The organism is Pandoraea sp. NPDC087047, from assembly GCF_044745225.1.
GTDB lineage: Bacteria > Pseudomonadota > Gammaproteobacteria > Burkholderiales > Burkholderiaceae > Pandoraea.
The window spans coordinates 364426-384017 of record NZ_JBIUZU010000008.1 but is presented as its reverse complement, the minus strand read 5'-3'; the positions used below and the strand labels follow the sequence as shown (position 1 = coordinate 384017).

Annotated in this window: 18 protein-coding genes; 2 read left to right on the top strand and 16 right to left on the bottom strand. The window is 62.8% G+C overall.

From position 1 onward, the window contains the following. Positions 1–178: 178 nt before the first annotated feature. From ACIPHM_RS17850 to ACIPHM_RS17810, 9 genes are all read right to left on the bottom strand, one after another. Positions 179–1774, bottom strand: coding sequence for an ABC transporter substrate-binding protein (locus ACIPHM_RS17850; RefSeq protein ID WP_400330829.1), 1596 nt, complete (start codon positions 1772–1774; stop codon positions 179–181). A gap of 14 nt (positions 1775–1788) precedes the next feature. Next, the gene (locus tag ACIPHM_RS17845) at positions 1789–2436 is read right to left on the bottom strand and encodes a GntR family transcriptional regulator (protein ID WP_400330826.1); all 648 of its coding nucleotides are present in this window, start codon (positions 2434–2436) and stop codon (positions 1789–1791) included. A gap of 2 nt (positions 2437–2438) precedes the next feature. Beyond that, positions 2439–4175: an ABC transporter ATP-binding protein gene (locus tag ACIPHM_RS17840; protein WP_400330823.1), complete on the bottom strand. Its 1737-nt coding sequence runs from the start codon at positions 4173–4175 to the stop codon at positions 2439–2441. Next, positions 4172–4993 (bottom strand): ABC transporter permease, encoded by an 822-nt coding sequence (locus ACIPHM_RS17835; RefSeq protein WP_400330820.1) that lies wholly within the window; start codon positions 4991–4993, stop codon positions 4172–4174. Before ACIPHM_RS17835 ends, ACIPHM_RS17840 begins: the two co-directional genes overlap by 4 nt. Next, the gene (locus ACIPHM_RS17830) at positions 4990–5934 is read right to left on the bottom strand and encodes an ABC transporter permease (protein WP_400330817.1); all 945 of its coding nucleotides are present in this window, start codon (positions 5932–5934) and stop codon (positions 4990–4992) included. Before ACIPHM_RS17830 ends, ACIPHM_RS17835 begins: the two co-directional genes overlap by 4 nt. Before the next feature lie 96 nt (positions 5935–6030). Beyond that, positions 6031–6900 carry an alpha/beta hydrolase gene (locus ACIPHM_RS17825; protein ID WP_400330815.1) on the bottom strand — a complete coding sequence of 290 codons (870 nt, stop codon included), beginning with the start codon at positions 6898–6900 and terminating at the stop codon, positions 6031–6033. 51 nt (positions 6901–6951) lie between these two features. Then, positions 6952–8094, bottom strand: a complete 1143-nt coding sequence (locus ACIPHM_RS17820; RefSeq protein WP_400330812.1) for a C45 family autoproteolytic acyltransferase/hydolase — start codon at positions 8092–8094, stop codon at positions 6952–6954. 117 nt (positions 8095–8211) lie between these two features. Then, a complete protein-coding gene (locus tag ACIPHM_RS17815; RefSeq protein ID WP_400330809.1) occupies positions 8212–8871 on the bottom strand; it encodes an FMN-binding negative transcriptional regulator in 660 nt (219 codons plus the stop codon). A 42-nt stretch (positions 8872–8913) separates the two neighbouring features. Beyond that, positions 8914–9900, bottom strand: coding sequence for an alpha/beta hydrolase fold domain-containing protein (locus tag ACIPHM_RS17810; protein ID WP_400330806.1), 987 nt, complete (start codon positions 9898–9900; stop codon positions 8914–8916). Between the two features lie 146 nt (positions 9901–10046). Here ACIPHM_RS17810 and ACIPHM_RS17805 point away from each other — a divergent pair, with 146 nt between their 5' ends. Beyond that, entirely contained in the window at positions 10047–10865 is an 819-nt protein-coding gene (locus tag ACIPHM_RS17805; RefSeq protein WP_400330804.1) for an AraC family transcriptional regulator, read from the top strand. Between the two features lie 17 nt (positions 10866–10882). Here ACIPHM_RS17805 and ACIPHM_RS17800 read toward each other — a convergent pair whose 3' ends face one another. Next, entirely contained in the window at positions 10883–11953 is a 1071-nt protein-coding gene (locus tag ACIPHM_RS17800) for a porin (RefSeq protein WP_400330900.1), read from the bottom strand. Between the two features lie 399 nt (positions 11954–12352). Continuing rightward, positions 12353–13381, bottom strand: coding sequence for a histone deacetylase family protein (locus tag ACIPHM_RS17795; protein ID WP_400330801.1), 1029 nt, complete (start codon positions 13379–13381; stop codon positions 12353–12355). Positions 13382–13501: 120 nt separating this feature from the next. On the opposite strand from ACIPHM_RS17795, the gene ACIPHM_RS17790 reads away from it, so the two are divergent. Next, positions 13502–13987, top strand: coding sequence for an Lrp/AsnC family transcriptional regulator (locus tag ACIPHM_RS17790; protein WP_400330798.1), 486 nt, complete (start codon positions 13502–13504; stop codon positions 13985–13987). Positions 13988–14069: 82 nt separating this feature from the next. Here ACIPHM_RS17790 and ACIPHM_RS17785 read toward each other — a convergent pair whose 3' ends face one another. The 5 genes from ACIPHM_RS17785 to fmdA form a co-directional block, all read right to left on the bottom strand. Further along, the gene (locus ACIPHM_RS17785) at positions 14070–15167 is read right to left on the bottom strand and encodes a saccharopine dehydrogenase family protein (protein WP_400330795.1); all 1098 of its coding nucleotides are present in this window, start codon (positions 15165–15167) and stop codon (positions 14070–14072) included. A 327-nt stretch (positions 15168–15494) separates the two neighbouring features. Continuing rightward, a complete protein-coding gene (locus tag ACIPHM_RS17780) occupies positions 15495–16544 on the bottom strand; it encodes an asparaginase (RefSeq protein ID WP_400330793.1) in 1050 nt (349 codons plus the stop codon). Positions 16545–16789: 245 nt separating this feature from the next. After that, a complete protein-coding gene (locus ACIPHM_RS17775) occupies positions 16790–17818 on the bottom strand; it encodes an aliphatic amidase (RefSeq protein ID WP_400330790.1) in 1029 nt (342 codons plus the stop codon). A gap of 106 nt (positions 17819–17924) precedes the next feature. Continuing rightward, positions 17925–18269: an FmdB family zinc ribbon protein gene (locus ACIPHM_RS17770; protein WP_400330787.1), complete on the bottom strand. Its 345-nt coding sequence runs from the start codon at positions 18267–18269 to the stop codon at positions 17925–17927. 25 nt (positions 18270–18294) lie between these two features. Continuing rightward, on the bottom strand, positions 18295–19533 hold the full coding sequence (gene fmdA / locus ACIPHM_RS17765; protein WP_400330784.1) for a formamidase: 1239 nt from the start codon (positions 19531–19533) through the stop codon (positions 18295–18297). Positions 19534–19592 lie beyond the last annotated feature (59 nt).

The window sequence follows — 19592 nt, the reverse complement described above, 5'->3', positions numbered from 1 at the left end:
TCCGCGCATCAGGAAAGCATGGGTGGTGGGCTGAACCTCAGCATGGGGGGCGCATCCGGCAGTTTCAGTTACTCGCGCGGCAATGCTAGCGGGAACTACGCGGGTGTCGTCGAACCGTCGATCGGACACCGCCCCCAGACCTCCATCTGGGCGGCGGCACCGCAGCGAAGCTCCCTACTCACTTCCCAACCCGCGTCTGCCAAAGTCTTGGCTTCCCTTCCCACGGCATGAACCCTTCGACGCGCTGGCCGACGGCCCATGGGTCGACGCCGTTGCTCAGGAAGATGACCGGCACCTGATCGAGCATGGTCGTGTGCAGTTGGTCGAACATCGTCTGCCGCTTTGCCACATTCACCTCGTCGCGGCTTTGCTCAATGAGCGAGAGCGCTTGCGGATCGTCCCAGACCTTTTGCGGCTGACGGGTCTTGTCGCCCGCGAACTGCTCGTAACTCAGCGCCGGATCGATGCGCGACGAATACGAGAACGAACTGATCTGATATGCCCCGCTGTAGTACCGGTCGAGTTGCGTCGTCCACTCCAGCACTTCGATGACCGCGTTGATGCCGACCGCCTGCATCATCGCCTGCGCAAGCACCGCGATGGTGTAGCTCGGCACGTTCACCCGCTTGTTCGCGAAGATCGTGATCTTCTGCCCCTTGTACCCAGCTTCGCGCAGCAGACGTTTCGCCCGCACAGGGTCATACGCATAACCGCGTTTTTGCACCCCGTCGTAGTAGGCAGACGACGTCGGCACAGCCGAAGCGTTCGCCGGACTGTGTCCCTCCGAAATGGCCGCGGCAATCTGCGGAACGTCGAGCGACGCCGCAATCGCCTGACGCAGTTTCTGATTCCCGAGCACCGGGTCGCGCGTCTGCAACAACAACGCGTTCTTTGAAGCCACCTGCCCCACCACCACCTTGAGCCGCTTATCTGCCTGCAACTCGGCGATGTCCGACGGCGCAATCCGCGCAATCGACAACGCGCCCGATTGCAGCCCGGCCTTGGCGCTCGACGTGTCCGGCACGATCACGAACTTCACGGCATCGACCAGCGGCGCCTTGGCGCCGACATACCCGTCAGGCCGGTTGCCCGGCGGCGACTTGTAACCGGCGTACGCCGACAGCAGCACGGACTCGCCGCGCTTCCACTCCGTCAGCTTGAACGGTCCCGTGCCGATGGGCTTGTCCCACGTGCCGTCCGCCTTCACGGAGGCCTTGTCGAGCACCGCTGTCATGCCGCAGTACGTGCGCGCCATCGTGTCGAGAAAGAGGCTCGACGGATGGTTGAGCTGCATGACCACCGTGGCGGCGTCCGGCGCGCTCACCTTGGTGACCTTCAGCCCCTTGCGGCCGTCGAACTCGTCCAGACACGCCCAACCCGTTTTCGGATTCATGTAGCGCTGCCAGCTCCACAGCACGTCGGCAGACGTCATCTTGTTGCCGTTGTGAAAGTGCACGTCGCGACGCAGCTTGAACGTGTACGTCAGGCCGTCTTTCGAGGTCTGCACCGACTCCGCGAGCAAGGGCGCGACGGTGCCGTTCTCGCGATAACCAACCAGCCCTTCGACGACATGCAGTACGACCGCGTCGGTCATATCGTCGCGATTGACGCCGGGGTCGGTGGAGCGGATATCCGCCGCGAGCGCCACGTTGAGCGTCTGCGCGGAGACGGCACTCAAAGCCCCCGGCGCACCCGCAAACAGCAGCAGCGCCGCAGCACCGACGCGCGGCAATTTGTGCGAAGCCAGCCAGGCAAACAACAAACGATCTCTCATTTTTTTCTCCGGAATCAGCGGGGTGTTGCGTGATGGCGTGGCTTGCCAGACGTTGCCGGTTGCCGCACATGCGCGGCGATGACACGCTGGAGCGCCTTCAGGTCGCGAGCTTCGAGCGCGTCGACGATGGCGAAGTGTTCAAGCGAGGATGCCTCGACACGAGCACGCGTACGCGTTTGCGTCGCCATCCCGGACGGCATGCGCGTGCGCATCTCGTGAATCAGGTTGGGTAGCTCGGTGTTACGGCAAGCCGAGTAAAGCAAGCTGTGAAATTCGGCATTCACCGGATGCAGGTCGAGCACGGTGCCGTCGAACGTCAGCGCATGAAAGCGCTTGGCCAGCGTGCGCAACCTCGCAATCTGCGACGGCTTGATGTTCCCGATCAGATCCGCGGCCGCACCGACTTCCAGCATCACGCGAATCTCGCGGATGTCGTGGAGCCGCTGCGTATCCATCGACTGGATGTGATAGCCGCAGTTCGGCACATGCGCCGTGACGCGCATGCGCGTGAGCTGGTCGAGTGCCCGCCTGACCTCCGGACGAGTCACCTCATAACGCGCCTGCAAATCGATCTGCTTGAGCCAACTGCCGGGCACGAGCTTGCCCGACTGGATGTCGCTCACAATGCGATCGACGAGGTTCTGCGGTGCGGTTGCACTCATCGTCACTCCGTCTGCGTGGCGACCGTGCGCTGCCGAAGCATCACACCGCCCTGATCGCTCGGCGTGAGCATCGGAATCGCGCGCAGCAACTCGCGGGTGTATTCGTGTCGCGGCGAATCGAACACGTCGTCTCGCGTCCCCGCTTCCACAATCGCGCCGTCACGCATCACGATGACGCGATCCGCCAGTTGCTCCACCACCCCGAGATCGTGACTGATGAACAGACACGAGAAGCCGTGGCTGCGCTGGAGTTTCGCGAAGACCTCCAGCACCTGTGCGCGCACGGTGACGTCGAGCGCCGACACCGGCTCGTCAGCGATGACGAAAGACGGTCGTCTGACGATCGCCCGCGCAATGGCCACACGCTGCCGTTGCCCGCCCGAGAGTTCGTGGGGCAGCCGCGTGCCATAGGCAGGCTCCAGCCCGACCTCGTCGAGAACTTCGTCGACACGAGCCTGCACCTCGGCGCGCGACAAGCCAGGCACATGTCGAAGTCCTTCGCCGACGAGTTGCGCGACCGTCATGCGTGGATTGAGCGAGGCGCTCGGATCCTGGAACACCATCTGACAATTCAACCGATAGTCGCGCCATGCGTCATCGGAGCGATGGATGGCGCGTCCGTTGAAGAGGATTTCACCGCCCGTCGGCTTGAGCAATCCGGCAATCGCGCGCCCGAGCGTCGTCTTTCCCGAGCCCGACGCCCCCACCACCGCCACGACCTCGCCGGGACGCACCTGCACGCAGACGTCATGCAGCGCCCGCGTGCCCTGTGTGGTGCCGAAGAGGCGTCGCCGGCCGGCGTAGTCCACTCGCAGATGGCGCACGTCGACGACCGGCGCGAGGGTCACGGGCGCTCGCGCGGGCAAGCGGTGTGGCATGGCCATGAGCAAACGGCGCGTATAGGCCTCGCGCGGTGCCGCCAGCACCTGCGCCGTGTCGCCCTGCTCCACGACCTTGCCGCGCTCCATGACGACCATGCGCTCGGTATAGCGGGCGACCATCGGCAAGTCGTGGCTGATCATCAGCACCGCAGTCCCCTGCTCTCTTGTGAGCGAGACGAGCAGTTCAAGGACGTCGCGCTGCACGAGGGCATCGAGTGCGGTGGTGGGCTCGTCCGCAATCAGCAACGCGGGTGCCAGCAACATGACCGACGCGAGCATGATGCGCTGACGCATGCCGCCCGAGAACTCATGCGGCCAGGCATCCAGTGCGCGCCTCGGGTCTCGCATGCCAATGCGATGCAGCATGTCGAGAATGCGCTCGCGACGCTCCGCGCCCGACCATGAGCGGCGATGCAGTCGAAGCGCCTCCCCCAGTTGCCGCCCGACCGTCATCGACGGATTGAGCGACGTCATCGGCTCTTGAAAGACCATGCCGATGCTGCCGCCGCGCAACTCCCGCAAGCGCTTGACGTCCACACGCGTCATATCTTCGCCGGCGAACACGATACGTCCGGCCGAGCGCACTACCGGCTCCGGGTTCAGACGCAGAATGGCGCGCGCCGCCTGCGTCTTGCCACTACCGGATTCGCCAACGACACCAACGATCTCTCCCGGCGCAACGTCGAAGGAAACGCCGGAGACGATCTCGCGGCCACTGGCCCCGATGGTGAGCGTCAGATCGTCAACGCTGAGAATCGGTTTGGCCAGGTCGCCGCGCTGTGCCAGCGAAGCAGATTCGGTCGACGCTGCGGACTGCGTGTCGACGAGTGTCGAATATTCGGAAAGGATCAGACTCATTTCATCCCTCGCATGCGCGGATCGAGACGGTCGCGCACCGCATCGCCAGTGAGGTTGATGGCAAGCAACGTGAGCGCGATGCACACGCCGGGGAAGATCGACAGATAGCTCGCCTGCGAAATGAACGGACGCGCCGAGGCGAGCATGTTGCCCCAGGTCGGCGCCGGCGGCGGCACCCCGAGACCGAGGAACGACAGCGCGCTCTCGGCGAGGATGACCCACCCGAACATCGACGTGGCGAGCACGGTAATCGGTGCGATGCAGTTCGGGAGCACGTGACGAAACATCGTGTACAGATCGGAATTGCCAAGCACCCGCGACGACTCGACGAACTCACGCTCTCGCAACGAGAGCACCGCACCCCGCACCACACGCGTGACCGATGGCGTGTAGGCCAGGCTCAGTGCGAGCACGATGCCGTACTGATTCGGTCCGACGATGGTCAGCAAGCCCAGCGCGAGCAGCAGGCCAGGAAACGCCAGCATGGCGTTGTTGAACATCATGATGATGGTGTCGGTCCAGCCCCGCGTGAAGCCGGCGAGCAGCCCGATGGTGCTGCCCATGACGATGGCGCAGGCGACCGTCAGTGCCGAGATCCAGAAGCTCGTCGTCGCGCCGCTGAGCAATCGCGAGAGTTCATCGCGGCCGAATTCGTCGGTGCCGAGCCAGTTGACGCCGCCCGGCGGATGCAGGCGCAGGCCGAACTGAATGCGCAGCGGATCGAACGGTGTCCATATGGCCCCGAGCACAGCACAACCGAGCAGAAATGCGAGCAGCGCAATGCCAATCGCAGCATTGGAGAAAAGTCGATGTCTCATTGCACCGTCACCCTGGGATCAAAAATCGGATAACACAGATCAATCACGAGATTCACCAGCACGTAGGCCGTTGCGACACACAGCAGACAACCCTGAATGACGGGGTAGTCGCGCGCAAAAATCGAATCGACGAGCAATCTGCCCAGCCCCGGTATCGTGAACACCGTCTCGACGACCGCAATGCCGCCGAGCAGGTTGCCGAGCACGAGCCCGATCAGCGTCCAGGTGGGCCCGAAGGCGTTGCGAAACACGTGGTGCGTGAGCACCGCCCGCTCCGACAAACCCTTGGCGCGCGCGTGCGTGACGTAGTCGAGACGCAGCACGTCGAGCGTGCTGGCGCGTGCCATGCGGATCAGCACGCCGATCTCGTGCAGGAACAGCGTGAGAATCGGCATGACGAGATACAGCAATCCGCCTCGCCAGTCGTCGGCGATCGAGACGTAGCCCACCACCGGCAGCCACTGGAGCTTCAGACCGAAGAACAGGAGGATGAGCAGACCGAGCCAGAACGCAGGCATCGATACGAGCAGCGTGGCGCTGCCCACCAGCAGCAGATCGGGCCACTTGTTCTGCTTCCAGGCCGCGATCATGCCCGCGGGCACCGAGACGAGCGCCGCGAACAACACCGCGCAGAGCACGACTTGCGCGCTGGTCAGAAAACGCGACCAGACCAGGTGACTCACGGGTTCGCCGGTCGTAATCGACGTGCCGAGGTCCCCATGCAGTGCGCTAGAAAACCAGATCCAGAATTGCGTCGTCCACGGCTGGTCGAGACCCATCTTTGCGCGCATGGCCGCGAGCGAGACAGGGTCGGCCAGATCGCCGAGCAACAACTGCGCCGGATCGCCCGGCACCAGCCGGATCATCACGAAGACCGACACCGTGACGATCAGCAGCGTGGGTGTCGCGGCAAGAATCCGGGACAAAAGAAAACGAAGCATGTTCGCGCTCCCAAGAGTGAACGGCAGACCGTTCGCCGTGCGGCGCGCGTTCCTGTATCGGAATGCGCGCGATACGGCACCGTTGACACTGTTACGTCAGGCAGCCGCGCGCTTCTTGCGCAGAACGTCAGCGAGGAAATCCTGCACTGCCGGCACCGCCATCAATCCGTTGTGCGGCACGTTGTCCAGCACGTCGAACGTGACATTGACACCGGCACGCACGAACGAATCGCGCAGCGACGCCAGCCGGTCCTGTCGGTTTGCCCCTGCCGAATTGGCGCCCGGCATGAAGTGCGGCCCCCCCTCGCGGTGCGTGATCTCCCACGTTTCGGTGTCGGCTTTGCCGACGACCATGTGAACCGGCACGCGACGCAGTGCGTCGAGATCGAGCGCCTTGCCGAACTTCGTCTGCATATCGCCAATGCCGACCCACCAGTTTTGCTGCGGGTCGAGCAGCGTGACCGAGCCGGGGGCGCCGATGGACAGCGCCCACAACCGCTCGGGATGCAGATAACCGAAGCGATTGACGAACTGGCCGCCACCCGAATAGCCGAACAGCGCGAACTGGTCGAAGCGGGTTTCGTACTTGCGTCCGACCTCTTCGACCATGTCGAGAATCAGCTTGTCGTAGCGGATATCGGCCTCGACAAGATGCTTGAACCCGCCCGGATTGCCATCGCCACGCACCCCGACCGGGAACAGCGGGCAGAGGATCAGGCAGTCCTGCCAGCGGCCGAACTCGGCGAAGGCGTCGCGATACATCGTGAACTGGCGTCCGGTGCCGTGAACGGCCACCAAAAGCTCCACGCGGTGTCCCGGTTGCGCAATGGAGCGCGGCACATACAGCGCGTAGGAGAAGCGAGGATCGCCGGCATGTGCGAAGACGGTGGTCGAACCCAGGTCGTAGAGATTGCGGGTGCGGGCTTCGGTACTTAGGCCGTTGTTGTCTCGTGGGGTGGTGGTCATGGTCTTGGTCAGTCGAAAAATGAAATCGGAATGGCGCGGGCTCGAAGGCGTTCAGACGGATGGCGCGTCGAGCAGGACGGGATCGCCCTTGAGGCGATAGCGCGTGAAGCGCCGGTTGAGGGCTGGCATCGGTGCAACGTCCATTTCGCCGAGCGCCGGCTCCATGACGACCATCGCCACCGTGGCGGTGATCGAGTGACGCACACCTTCGCGCGGCGGACGGCAAACGGAGAACGGCGTGCCGAAGTCGTCGAACAGCGCCTGTTTGAGATCGTCGCGAGAAATCGTTTCGTGCTGGTTCAGCAGCTTGTGCACGCGCCAGTCGCGGTAGTAACTGTCGGCGGAGTTCTCGCAACCGGTATCGACGAGCTTCGCGCGCGCGACCGGGCTGACCCAGTGATTCGCATGCACGATCAGGTTGTCGGCGCCGGGATACAGCGGAAACGCTTCGTTCGTCGTGCACTCGAAATCGATGGCGAAGCCTTCGGCCATGCCCAGCATGATGTTGTTCGAGCACGACTTCGGCGTGGTGGCCACGGCCTTGAGCGCGTTGGCGAACACCGGCTGGTCGAGCACCTTGCGACGCAGGATCGCGAGCGGCACGCCGAGTTGTTTGAAGTCGCGATCGGATTCGAGATAGTTGGCCGTGATGGACACGCCTGCACTGTTCATGCCGCTGCGCGCGAGACCGCCCGCCTCGACGAAGGTGAGGAAGTCGGGGCCGTCGTCGCGTTGCACGCGCAGCACGATGCCCGTCTCGACACAATCGGCGCGCCAATCCCAGTTCTGCGCATGCAGCAGGTTGCCGGTGGCGGAGCGCTCAGGCAAGACAAGCGCACCCGTGCATCCGTCGAGCAGGGCTTCACCTTCTGCCTCCGCCTTATCGGCACGCGCCTTGGCGAGCACCTCGGTGCGGGCATTGATCATCACGATGTCGGCGAACGGCACGTCGGCGCCGTCGGCAATCCCGCGCATCTCCTCCAGATAGGAGGCGTCGAGTTCGCCGATCATCGTCTCGAAGTGCCCGATGAGCGCGGCACGCGCCGATGCGCTGTAGCCGAGCGCGTGAAGCGTCTGACCGTACATCGCGGCACTCGCACGCACGCGACCGACTGCCGCGCGGCCGTACTGTACGCCGCGTTCATAGGGACGACCGTTCACGGAAACGAACGGAAACTGCTGGAATGTGGACATCGTCTGTCTAATCTCCCATGAGTTCAGGCGAGGGCCACGGACGTTTCCGGCGTCCGGGCCGTCGCACGAGCCGACATGTTATTGCGGCTAATATTGGCGCCAAAAATCGGAAAAAAATCACGCACGCGCGGCGCCGTCCGGCATGGATTCCTCTGCGGACAGCGTTTCGCGCATCAGCGCCGCGATCTCGCGTCCCCCCGCATCGCCACGCGACTCCAGCGCGGCAATCACGCCGTGACGGTCTGCCGCGCTGTGATCCTGATTGAGCTTGAGCGCCCCTTCGAGGCGCGACACCTTGAGCACCACCCCCGCGATTTTCGGCAGGCGTAGCGCGGTCATCCCGGTGGGAATGCCGGCAAACGACCACTCTCCCGCCACCGGCGCGTCGAACGTTTCAACGACGCGATCGAGAATGTGCTTGATGCCGTCGGGGTCGTCGACCACGTCGACATCGCCGTACGCATGAATCGCCGCATAGTTCCAGGTGGGAAACGTGCGTTTTTCGTCATACCAGCTCGGTGAGACATAGGCACTCGGCCCCTGAAAGATCACCATCGCCGTGCTGCCTTGCTTCAGGTCGTCGTACTGCGGATTGAGGCGCGACAGATGCGTGGTGAGCACGGTCTCGCCCTGTGCGTCGACATCGATGAGAAATGGCAAATGGGTCGCCGTCAGCCCGCCGGGGCCGAAGGTGACGAGGGCGGCGAACGGCCAGCGGCGCATGAGTGTGCGCAGCGTGTCGGGGGCGTTCTCCTGGTAGGGCGCGGGACGGTACATGGGGAATCCTGTGAATACGTATCGATGGAAATCTGGTGCGGTTCAGCGACGGCCAAGCAGATCGCGAATCCAGTCGGCCTGCTCGGCGAACGCCCTGTCGCTGACGCTCGCGATGGAGACGGCTTCGAGGAAGCTATGGATCGTGCCGGGGTATACGGTGGCGCTCACACCGATACCCGCGCGGCGCAGGCGCTCGGCCATCTCGATGTTCTCGTCGTAGAGCGGATCGAGTTCGGCGATGGCAAAGCAGGCGGGCGGCAGGTCCGTGAGATCGGCGACGATGGGGCGCAGGCGCGGATCGTCGAGTTCGTCGCGATGATTGATGTAGCGATTCACGAAGCACACCATGTCGTGCGACGACAACGAGTATTCGCCGCCGCCGAAGCGCGCGAACGAATCGCGCCACGGAATCATGTCGAACGCGCCGTAGTTGAACAGCATGCCGCGCAGCAGGGCTTCATCGGCATCGCGCAGTTGCAACGCCGTGCCCAGCGACAGATTGGCCCCCGCCGAATCGCCGCCGATGAGCAGCGCGCCAGCGTCGAGTCCGAGCGAATCCGCGTGACGGTGCAACCAGCGCGTCACGTCGACGATCTCTTCCAGCGCGCGGGGAAAACGCGCTTCCGGCGCACGCGAATAGTCGATGCCCACCACGGCCACACCGGCACGCGCGGCGTATTCGCGCATCACGCGGTCGTGGGTGTCGAGACTGAAAACCACGAAACCCCCGCCATGCAGGTAAATCAACGCGGGCATCGCGCGCTGTGCGCTCGGGTAATACACGCGGATACGAACGTCGCCATGCCGGGTCGGCACCTGACGCTCGACCGTGTCGTGCATGACGGGGCCACCGCTGGTCCAGCGGCGGCGCACCACTTCGAAGGCGTCCCGCGCCTGCTCGGGCGTACCCAGATCCCAGCGCGCAAACGGCGCGCCGTCTTCGCTCTGCAGCGCCATGAAGCGAGTCATGTCCGGATCGATCGGCGATGCGACGTCATCGGCGCGGGATAGGTGTATCTCTTTATTCATTTCGTGGTTCAGGTTGCTAATGTGGTGGACAAGGCCGGTACATAAATGTCCTGCCGATGACAACGAACCGAAAAAATTCTAGAGTTCCAAAAATCACCATGCTGTGTGCGAAGGGACATCCACTCGCGAAATCGGGCCAACATCCAATGCAAAGAAGCACTTGTTCCGTCGACTATCAGGACCTTCCCCGACCCGTCACCGTCATGGTGTCCGACTTCACCGACCCCACGCTGCTCGATGCGGATCCGCCCCATTCGCATCGCCGCGCACAACTGCTCTTCGCGATCGAGGGCGTGTACACCATCGAGACGGCCACCGGCACGTGGCTTGTGCCACCGCATCGCGCCGCCTGGATTCCCGCCGGTGTCACGCACAACTGCAACGGACGCGGCCAGGCCATCCTCGCGTGCTCCCTCTACATCGAGCCCAGCGCGTCACCGAACCTGCCCGCAGACTGCTGCATCATCGAAGTCTCCGCGTTGCTGCGCAGCCTCATTGCCGAGGCCATGGACATTCCGCTGCTCTACGAAGAACATGGCCGAGACGGGCGCGTGATGGCGTTGATCGTCGATGAAATCGCCAGCGCCCCCACCCTTGCGCTGCACCTGCCGATGCCTCGCGATCCCCGCCTGCTGAGAATCTGCCGTCTGCTTTTGGCAGACCCCGGCAACGCCGGCGATCTCGACGACTGGGCGCGCATCGGCGCGGTCGGCCGACGCACGCTGACGCGGCTGTTTCGCACCGAGACCGGCATCACGTTCTCGTCGTGGCGCCAGCAACTTCGCCTGATGGTGGCGCTCTCGCGTCTGGCCGCAGGAGACGCCGTCACCACCATCGCACTCGATCTCGGCTATGAAAGCCCGAGCGCATTTACCTCGATGTTCCGCACGGCCATGGGACGCACGCCCAAGGAGTATCTGGGTGGCGTCGCTCATGCTTCTGGCGTGCGCGCCATCAGGAACTGATCGCGCACGCCGCCTCTTCAAAAGCGATGACGAATGCCGGCCACCGTACCGAACTGGTTCTGGCCGGCGATGACATTCACGCCCATCCCGTCGACGCCCAGGTTCGAGCCGTTACGGTTGAGCGCGTAGGAGAGATTCCAGTAGAGATCCGTTCGCTTGGACAGGTAGTAGTCGAGCGCCAGCACAAACGACGTCGGGTCCTGGCCCGATCCGACCACGTCGGTGTGGTACACCGCGCCGGACACCGTGAACGCAGGCGAGAAGTGCTGTGTGACCCCGAGCCAATACAAATGGGCGTGGCTTTGCGTAGCGCCCACAGTCTGCTGCAGATAGCGATACGCCCCGAAGACATCGGTGTTCGTGAACTTGTAGGCGACGCCGACGATGACGCGGCGCGCCGTGTCGTCCGCCGAGTCGATCGAAGATCCCTGGCGCTGGTCGTACACGAGGCCCACGTCGAGCGAACCGTTCTGGTACATGACACCGGCACCCATGTCGCGCCCCACCTTGGTGTGACCCGGCACCTGCGCCCCGTTCGGGATGGTGGAGTCGTACCCGCTGCTGTACATCGTCGAGAACGTCAGACCGCCGAAACTGCCCGTGTACTTGATCGTGTTGTCGGTGCGCGCGGCGAGATACGGGTCGTGTGCATACGCCGAATAGGACGCTGCATAGAACATCGGGTCGTAGCGAATCGAGATGTCGTAAAGCAGATTCTGCTGACGCCCGAGCATCACGGTTCCGAAGTCGCCCTTCAGTCCGACGAACGCCTTTCGACCGAACTCGCGGCCACTCTGCCCTGTCACGCCGCTGTTCGCGCTGAAGCCATTCTCAAGGACGAACAGCGCCTGCAAGCCGCCGCCGAGATCTTCCGTGCCGCGCAGACCCCAGCGTGAGCCGGCCATGTTGCCGGACGTCTGACGCACCAGCGTCGTCTTCTCCCCATTGGTTCCCGGCACGTTGGTAAGCGCTTCGATGCCAAGGTCGACGATCCCGTATAACGTCACGTTCGACTGCGCGTGTGCAACGGACGTGGTGACGGCGAGCGCTGCGAGGACTGCGCTCAGACGGCCAAGTGGATATTTCATTTTTGTCTCTTCTCTGTCGTTGAGTGAACTGACTCTCGCGTTGCCTGTACGCATGTCGCATGGGCAGCCTGACGCCGGACACCTTTCGAGAGTGCTGTGGGTGGAACGTTGCTTTTTTGCTTTGCTGCGCAACATTCCGAAGCCGATCTTAGGAGTCGGTTTTTTTGATTGCTCCGCGAATGGAGACATCAAATCTCGAAATCGGGCCACACTTCGATCGCCGGAAAACGGCTGGCGAATCTCGTCTGACCTTGCTGCAACACGACGTCTTCGACTCGACGTTCTCGGTTTCCGAAACGCAGGCGTGAGCGCACCCCGGCCGCCTCCCGAGCGCGGTGTGCCAAGTCCGATTTCCGGGGGTTATCGCCCGAACGACGGACGATGAAGCGGCTGTGTCAACTAACCATTCTTGAATCCGATCAGCGTGTTGCTGACGTTGATGCCGATATCGTCGACGCAATATCCGCCTTCCATGACGAACAGCGTCGGGCGTGCGAGCTTCGCTATCTGGTGCCCGATCTGGAGGTACTCGTCGCTTTCGATGGCGAACCGGCTGATGGGATCGTCCTTGAACGTGTCTACGCCGAGCGAGATCACAATCGCGTCCGGCGAGTACTCGGCAATGCGATCGCAGGCATGTACCAGCGCATCGCGATATCCGTGCCAGCCAGTGCCATGCGGCAGCGGCAGGTTCATCGTGTAACCGAGGCCCTCGCCGGTGCCGCGCTCGTCGGCGTGGCCGCAGAAGTACGGATACGTCCGGTGGGTGTCGCCGTGCAGCGAGACGAAGAGCACATCGTCGCGCGCTTCGAAGATGCTCTGCGTGCCGTTGCCGTGGTGATAGTCGATGTCGAGGATCGCCACACGCGACGCCCCTCTGTCGAGAAAGCCCTGCGCGGCCAGCGCGGCATTGTTGAGGTAGCAGTAGCCCCCCATCGTTTCGCGTGCGGCGTGATGCCCCGGCGGTCTGCACAACGCGAATGCGCTCGACGCGCCTCGCGCGACCACCTGCATTGCGCTGAGCGCGACATCGGCGCTCGCGCGTGCCGCTTCCCATGTGCCGGCGGTAATCGCGGCGAATGCGTCGCCGGCGTAGAACCCCAGCTTGCCCTCGACGTGCTCCGGTTCGCGATCGTTCGTGATGGTGCGCGTCGGCCAGACGAGGGGCAATGCGTGGTGCGTTTGTCCCGCGTCGCTCCAGACTCGCCAGACGCTTTCCAGAAACCGGACGTAGCGCTCGCTATGCACGCTCATGTAATCGGTGATCGGATAGGGTTCGGCAACGCGGCAGTCGCCCAGCGCTGCGGCACGAACCGCGGACAGGACGTGGGTCGCCCGCGCGGGGGATTCCACGCTCGGATGCCGTTCACCGTTGACCCATTCGGTGCCCCGGTGAGAGAAGTGCAAGTCGCTATAAATGGTCAGCATGCGTGCCGCTTGAAGGGTTCGGACAAGAGGCAAGTATGTGGATTCGGACTTGAAATTGCTTTGCCTTTTCTTTTTGTCTGGCTTAGATTTTTTGTAAAAAACGACTCAAAGAGACAGCAAATGAAGAGCAATCGACTCTATTCCGATCTGGATGCCACAGACAGGCAGATTCTTCAAAAATTGCAGGAGGACGGCAGTGTGTCGACGGCACAGTTGGCGGAGTCGCTGGCGCTGAGCGTCACGCCCTGCTGGCGGCGGCTGAAAAAACTTGAGGAGGAGGGATTCATCACCGGTTTCCAGGCCACGCTGGACCGGCGGCGCATGGGGTTCGGACTGCTGGGCTTCGTGCAGATCGATTTCGACATCCATACCGATCAGGACGCGCCCGCGCAGTTCGAAACGGCGATTCGGCAATGCCCGGAAGTGCTGTCGTGTCACAAGGTGACGGGGCAAGCCGACTACATGCTGATGGTGGTGAGCGAGGATCTCGACGCGTATGGGGTCTTCGTCGATACCGTATTGAAAATGCTGCCGGGCGTGACCGGCATACATTCGACGCTCTCGCTCAAGGAAGTCAAAGCGTCGAGCCGCGTGCCGGTGCGTTGACGGAGGCATTGACGGAGGCGATGACGATGCCGTGCACAGCACGCCATCGCCGGATCACTGCATTCGGTGAAGTCTGGTTGCGTTACGACAGCGACTCGATATTGGTCGAGTGCATGTACGCATTGCCAAAGCGGTTGGCGAGGAAGCCGGGCAACCCGATCTGTTCCTGACGAATGAATCCGTGTTGCGGGAGCTCTCCGGCAAAGAAGAGATCGACGGCCGCGCACACGGCCGACGCTGTCGTGATCTGAATCGCGCTGGCGCTTTGTCCGTTGTTGCGCTCGGCAAAGATCTTGCGCGCGAAGACTTCCTGCGTCAGCACGCCATCACGCATTCCGCTCACGACGACGAAGACCAGCACCACATCCTGCGACGTGCTTGGCACTGCACGCTTGAGCAATCCCTTGAGGGTGGCTTGGTCGTCCTTGAGCCGGAGTTCTCCGAGCAGCACCTTCATAAGCGCGCCGTGCCCAGGGTAGCGAACCGATTTGTAATCGAGATCGGACACGCGTCCGGCCAATGTCTCGCAGAGCGTGCCGAGACCGCCCGACGTGTTGAACGCCTCGTACTCGACGCCGTCCAGCGAGAAATGCTCCAGACCTTCCAGCGGTTGCACGCTGAGTCGCTCGCCGTCGCGAATAGCCTCGCACGGCTGACAGTATTCGTTGATGAGGCCGTCGACGCTCCACGTCAGGTTGTACTTGAGGGAGTTGGTCGGGAAGGCCGGGAGCGCGCCCACGCGCATCTTGACCGAGTCGATGCGCTCGAAGTCTGCGGCAAGATGATGCGCGGCAATCGAGATGAAGCCCGGGGCCAGACCGCACTGCGGCATCAGCGCCGTCGTCGCGCCTTCGGCCAGTTGCGCAATGGCCTGCGTGGCGGCAACGTCTTCCGTCAGATCGAAGTAATGACAGCCCGCCGCGACGGCCGCAGCCGCGGCGCTCGTGGCCATGGTGTACGGCAACGCGTTGATCACCGCGTCGTGACCGGCAATCGCCTTGCGCAGGGTGCCCGTGTCGCTCTCGCTCAGCTCGAATACCTCGGCGGCATGCTCTCGGACGTGGCTCAGCGCCTGTGCGCTGCGGTCGAAAACGCTCACGCGATAATCGCCGGTGTCGGTCAACAACCGGGCAATGGTCTGGCCGATATGGCCCGCGCCAAGCAAGGCGATCTTCTTCATGATTTTTCCCTTGGAAGTGATGGTGGACGAAGCAGACGGGTTTCCTGCGAGGGCGTCTCGCCCCAATGTCCACGCGCCTTTTCGGCGGACAACGCACACGGAAACCGTGCATCGATTCTAGGGAGCGCTGTTGTCAGAATCTAGCGCAAGATCGTCGAAAGGACGGATGTTTTCGTCGATATGACGAGCATTATCGTCATATCGACCGTTTTGCCAAAAATTGACGCCACGGGGGGGGTGACGTCAGGACACGTGATCGGGTTGGGAAAGCCGGAACAGGCTCTCACTAGCCTGCGAGCGCATGGCACGCCCGCAGGCGTCATCCCATCAGTAAGTCGCGTCAAACGCCTTCTGGACCTTATCCGCAGCACTCACGCCATTGCCGATAAGCAGCTGCGTCAGCACTCTTGCCTTCTGCGGATTCAAGTCATACGAGACGACGAACCCTGTCTTGTCGTCCGAGACTTCGACGTTGCGATTGACAAAGCCGCCGCCCACGCGGGAGGCGCGCACCACGACAACGCCCTTTTTCGCTGCGGCTTCCAGCGCATCGAGCGCGGCTTTGGACGCGTTACCGTCACCGACCCCCGCCAGCACGATGCCCTTCGCGTTACCACGCACCGCGTCGTCGATCTGAACCGCATCCATATCGGCGTGCGCATAGACGATGTCGACGCGGGGCAAGCCGCCGCTCGGCACGTTAAGCGCAGCCTTGCGCCCGGCAGACGCCGCCGAGAGATAGCGAACCGATGCCGGATCCACATACCCGACGGGTGCCGCATTCGGGTTCTGGAAGGTTTGCACCGACGTCGTATGCGTCTTCGTCACCCAGCGCGGGCCGTGAATCGTATCGTTCATGACCACGAGCACACCGCGGTTGCGTGACTGCGGGTTTGCCGCCACTTCGACGGCTTCATAAAGATTGCCGGGACCATCCGCACTCACGGCCGTACTCGGCCGCATTGAGCCGACCAACACGACCGGCCGGTTCGTGTCGAGTACGTTGTCGAGGAAAAAGGCGGTTTCCTCCATGGTGTCGGTGCCATGCGTGATCACGATGCCGTCGGCTTCATTGCGATCGAATGCCTGTTTGATTCGGGATGCCAACTGGTACCAGACCTTGCTGTTCATGTCCTGCGAGCCGATGTTCGAGATCTGTTCGGCCTTGATCGTCGCGAGCTTGTCCAGGCCCGGCACGCTGGCGGTCAGTTGCTCGCCCGTGACGCCCCCGGCGTTGTAACCGATTGCCGAGCGGGCGTCGCCGGTGCTGGCGATGGTGCCGCCGGTGGCAAGTACCAGAATGCGCGGCTTGGCTTGATCGGCCATGGCGGAGACGGCGTAAGCGCCGGCGCTCAGGGCGAGCGCGGTAGTCGCCATCGTGTGGATCAGAACTTGGCGAGGGGTCCTCGAAAACGTCATCGGTTCGCTCCTATGTCAATGTTGTAGTTCGTTATGCATCGAGCCGGTAATGGGCGCGATGCTCAACATATTGACGAATTTGAGCGCGTAAAGAAAGCGTCTGCGAAGGCGCCCGCGAAAACGCCCGCCGGACGACCGGCGTTTATTCGGAGAGCAAGAGGATGCCCGGAGCCTCGGCCTCTTGCGCTCTCGCCGCCTGCGGCTTATTCGTTTCCGTGAGGAATCCCCTCGATCGGACACTCTGCCGTCCCCGGTGTCGTTCGCGTGATTGCCTCGACTTTGCGTTGCGTCCCTTCCGGATCCCGCACCCAATCGCGATAAAACCCGAACGGGCATTCTGCAACGCCATTCGCACTTTCGCCGGAATTGATCGTGCCGGTGTAACCGCGATGCAGCAGTTTGTAGAGATGGTTCTGCGACTGCATGTTCTTGCGGGCATCTCGAATCGCACTGACGGACAGCTCCGCGTACTGCACACCCATTTCTTCTTCGCCGCACTCGCCCAACGTCCGGCCGTCAAAGCCCACAATCGCCGAGTGGCCGAAGTACGAATACACGCCATCCCATCCGGTCGCGTTCGCCACGGCGACGTAGGTGTTGTTCATCCACGCCATCGCTTTCGCCACGAGCACCTGTTGATCCTTCGCAGGGTACATGTACCCTTGGCAACGAACGACCAGCTCGGCGCCGTTCATCGTGCAGTCTCGCCAGATCTCCGGATAGTTGCCGTCGTCGCAAATGATCAGGCTGATCTTCAGCCCCTTCGGCCCTTCCGTGACGTAAGTGCGGTCGCCGGGATACCAGCCTTCGATGGGCGTCCACGGCATGATCTTGCGGTACTTCTGCACGATCTCGCCATGGTTGTTGATGAGCACCAGCGTGTTATACGGCACCTTGTGCGGATGCGCCTCGTGCCGCTCCCCCGTGAGCGAAAACACGCCCCACACGTTCGCCTTGCGGCACGCCGCCGCGAAGATGTCGGTCTCTTCACCGGGCACCGTCGATGCCGTATCGAACATCTCCTGCCGGTCGTACATGATGCCGTGGGTGGAGTACTCGGGGAAAATCACGAGATCCATCCCGGGCAGGCCCTGCTTCATTCCGACCACCATATCGGCGATCTTTCGCGTGTTCTCCAGTACCTCGGCCTTCGTATGCAGGCGCGGCATCTTGTAGTTGACGACCGCGACGCCTACACAGTCGCGGCTGCTCGAAATATCCCCATGTCGCATGAATCGTTTCTCCGTCAAAACGCAAAAAAAGCACACAAGTGCACGGTTCGGCCCGGGGTCACCGGGCCGCAGTGAACAATGGGTTAATGGTTCAGGGGCGGCAGGTTCAGTGACTGATCATCCAGGGACGCCCGGCCGGCCGCTTGAGCCCCCCTGACGTCTCCTTGCTCGCCTCCGCCAACGACACTTTCCCGCCCGAGCAACAACTGCACCCAGGCCGGTGACGCTGCGAAGGTCCGTCGCCGGAGTGACGCGGCGCGTGCGCGGCCCGCTCGTTCGTTACGTGCGCCGTGCGGCTCGCATTCCCCATCAACGCGAGCGAGGGCGCTGTCATCACGCGAGCCCCTTCGCTGCCGCAATCCGGGCAGTGACAGGGATCGTCGCGATCGGCAATGCGCCGCATGACGGCGAACGGCCCGCAGCTCGCACATTCAAAGTCGTAAATCGGCATGTGTGCCTCCGTATCGGTCGACGCGTCAGACTTTCACGAGATCGGGCGAACACGGCATGTCCACCCCGCCCTTCACATGACGGATCGGCCCGTCGGCGTTCGGTCGGATGTCGAAGTCGAAGATCTGCGTCGGCAGCCACAACGTCGCGCAGGCATTCGGAATGTCCACCACGCCACTGATATGCCCTTGCACCGGCGCGCATCCCAGCAATGAGTAAGCCTGCGCGCCCGAATATCCGAACTTCTTCAGGTACTCGATGGCATTCAGGCACGCCTGACGGTAAGCCACCGTCACGTCCAGATAATGCTGTCCGCCCTGTTCATCCACCGAGATCCCTTCGAAGATCAGGTAGTCGTTGTATGCCGGCGTCATCGGACTCGGCTGGAATACCGGATTGCGAATGCCGTACTTCTCCACACCGCCCTTGATGATGTTCACGCGCATGTGCACCCAGCCGGCCATTTCAATCGCGCCGCAGAACGTGATTTCGCCGTCGCCCTGACTGAAGTGCAGATCGCCGACCGACAGACCGGCTCCGTCGACATACACCGGGAAGAACACCTTCGAGCCGCGCGACAGATCCTTGATGTCGCAGTTGCCGCCATGCTCGCGCGGCGGCACCGTGCGCGCGCCTTGCGCCGCAGCTTTATCGCGGGCGTCGCCGCCGAGCTTGCCCATATGCGCCGTCGCTGCGAACGGCGGATTGGCCAGCGGCGGCACGCGATCCGGCTCCTTCGCGATCAGGCCGACTTCACGCTCGTTCCACGTCGCGAGCAGCTTCGGATCGGGCAGACAGCCGATCAGACCCGGGTGGATCAGCCCGGCAAAATTGACGCCGGGAATGTGCCGAGAACTCGTGTAGAGCCCGTGGAAATCCCAGATCGATTTCTGTGCGTGCGGGAAGTGGTCCGTGAGGAAGCCACCGCCGTTATTCTTCGAGAAGAAGCCGTTGAAGCCCCACTGGTTATCCGCCTTCGCACCGATATCGAGCAGATCGACGACCAGCAGATCGCCCGGTTCGGCGCCGCGCACACCCACCGGCCCCGAGAGAAAGTGCACGATGGACAGATCGATATCGCGCACGTCGTCGGCGCTGTCGTTGTTCTTGATGAAGCCGCCGGTCCAGTCGTAGGTTTCAAGAATGAAGTCCTCGCCGGGGTTCACCCAGCAGGCCATGGGGATGTCCGGGTGCCAACGGTTGTGCACCTGCTCGTTCTCGTACGCGGATTGGTTCAGGTCGACCTTGATGAGAGTGTCAGCCATTGCGCTCGCTCCTGGTTTCAAGTGCCGGTTCGGATCACCGGCGATCAAATAGACGCCTC

Bases quoted from the DNA above. Each gene is read 5' to 3' on its own strand.
- ACIPHM_RS17795 (WP_400330801.1), bottom strand. From the start codon at position 13,381: ATGCTGACCATTTATAGCGACTTGCACTTCTCTCACCGGGGCACCGAA.
- ACIPHM_RS17805 (WP_400330804.1), top strand. From the start codon at position 10,047: ATGCAAAGAAGCACTTGTTCCGTCGACTATCAGGACCTTCCCCGACCC.
- ACIPHM_RS17785 (WP_400330795.1), bottom strand. From the start codon at position 15,167: ATGAAGAAGATCGCCTTGCTTGGCGCGGGCCATATCGGCCAGACCATT.
- ACIPHM_RS17820 (WP_400330812.1), bottom strand. From the start codon at position 8,094: ATGTCCACATTCCAGCAGTTTCCGTTCGTTTCCGTGAACGGTCGTCCC.
- ACIPHM_RS17850 (WP_400330829.1), bottom strand. From the start codon at position 1,774: ATGAGAGATCGTTTGTTGTTTGCCTGGCTGGCTTCGCACAAATTGCCG.
- ACIPHM_RS17845 (WP_400330826.1), bottom strand. From the start codon at position 2,436: ATGAGTGCAACCGCACCGCAGAACCTCGTCGATCGCATTGTGAGCGAC.
- ACIPHM_RS17810 (WP_400330806.1), bottom strand. From the start codon at position 9,900: ATGAATAAAGAGATACACCTATCCCGCGCCGATGACGTCGCATCGCCG.
- ACIPHM_RS17800 (WP_400330900.1), bottom strand. From the start codon at position 11,953: ATGAAATATCCACTTGGCCGTCTGAGCGCAGTCCTCGCAGCGCTCGCC.
- ACIPHM_RS17830 (WP_400330817.1), bottom strand. From the start codon at position 5,934: ATGCTTCGTTTTCTTTTGTCCCGGATTCTTGCCGCGACACCCACGCTG.
- ACIPHM_RS17840 (WP_400330823.1), bottom strand. From the start codon at position 4,175: ATGAGTCTGATCCTTTCCGAATATTCGACACTCGTCGACACGCAGTCC.
- ACIPHM_RS17770 (WP_400330787.1), bottom strand. From the start codon at position 18,269: ATGCCGATTTACGACTTTGAATGTGCGAGCTGCGGGCCGTTCGCCGTC.
- ACIPHM_RS17780 (WP_400330793.1), bottom strand. From the start codon at position 16,544: ATGGCGACTACCGCGCTCGCCCTGAGCGCCGGCGCTTACGCCGTCTCC.
- ACIPHM_RS17825 (WP_400330815.1), bottom strand. From the start codon at position 6,900: ATGACCACCACCCCACGAGACAACAACGGCCTAAGTACCGAAGCCCGC.
- fmdA (WP_400330784.1), bottom strand. From the start codon at position 19,533: ATGGCTGACACTCTCATCAAGGTCGACCTGAACCAATCCGCGTACGAG.
- ACIPHM_RS17815 (WP_400330809.1), bottom strand. From the start codon at position 8,871: ATGTACCGTCCCGCGCCCTACCAGGAGAACGCCCCCGACACGCTGCGC.
- ACIPHM_RS17835 (WP_400330820.1), bottom strand. From the start codon at position 4,993: ATGAGACATCGACTTTTCTCCAATGCTGCGATTGGCATTGCGCTGCTC.
- ACIPHM_RS17775 (WP_400330790.1), bottom strand. From the start codon at position 17,818: ATGCGACATGGGGATATTTCGAGCAGCCGCGACTGTGTAGGCGTCGCG.
- ACIPHM_RS17790 (WP_400330798.1), top strand. From the start codon at position 13,502: ATGAAGAGCAATCGACTCTATTCCGATCTGGATGCCACAGACAGGCAG.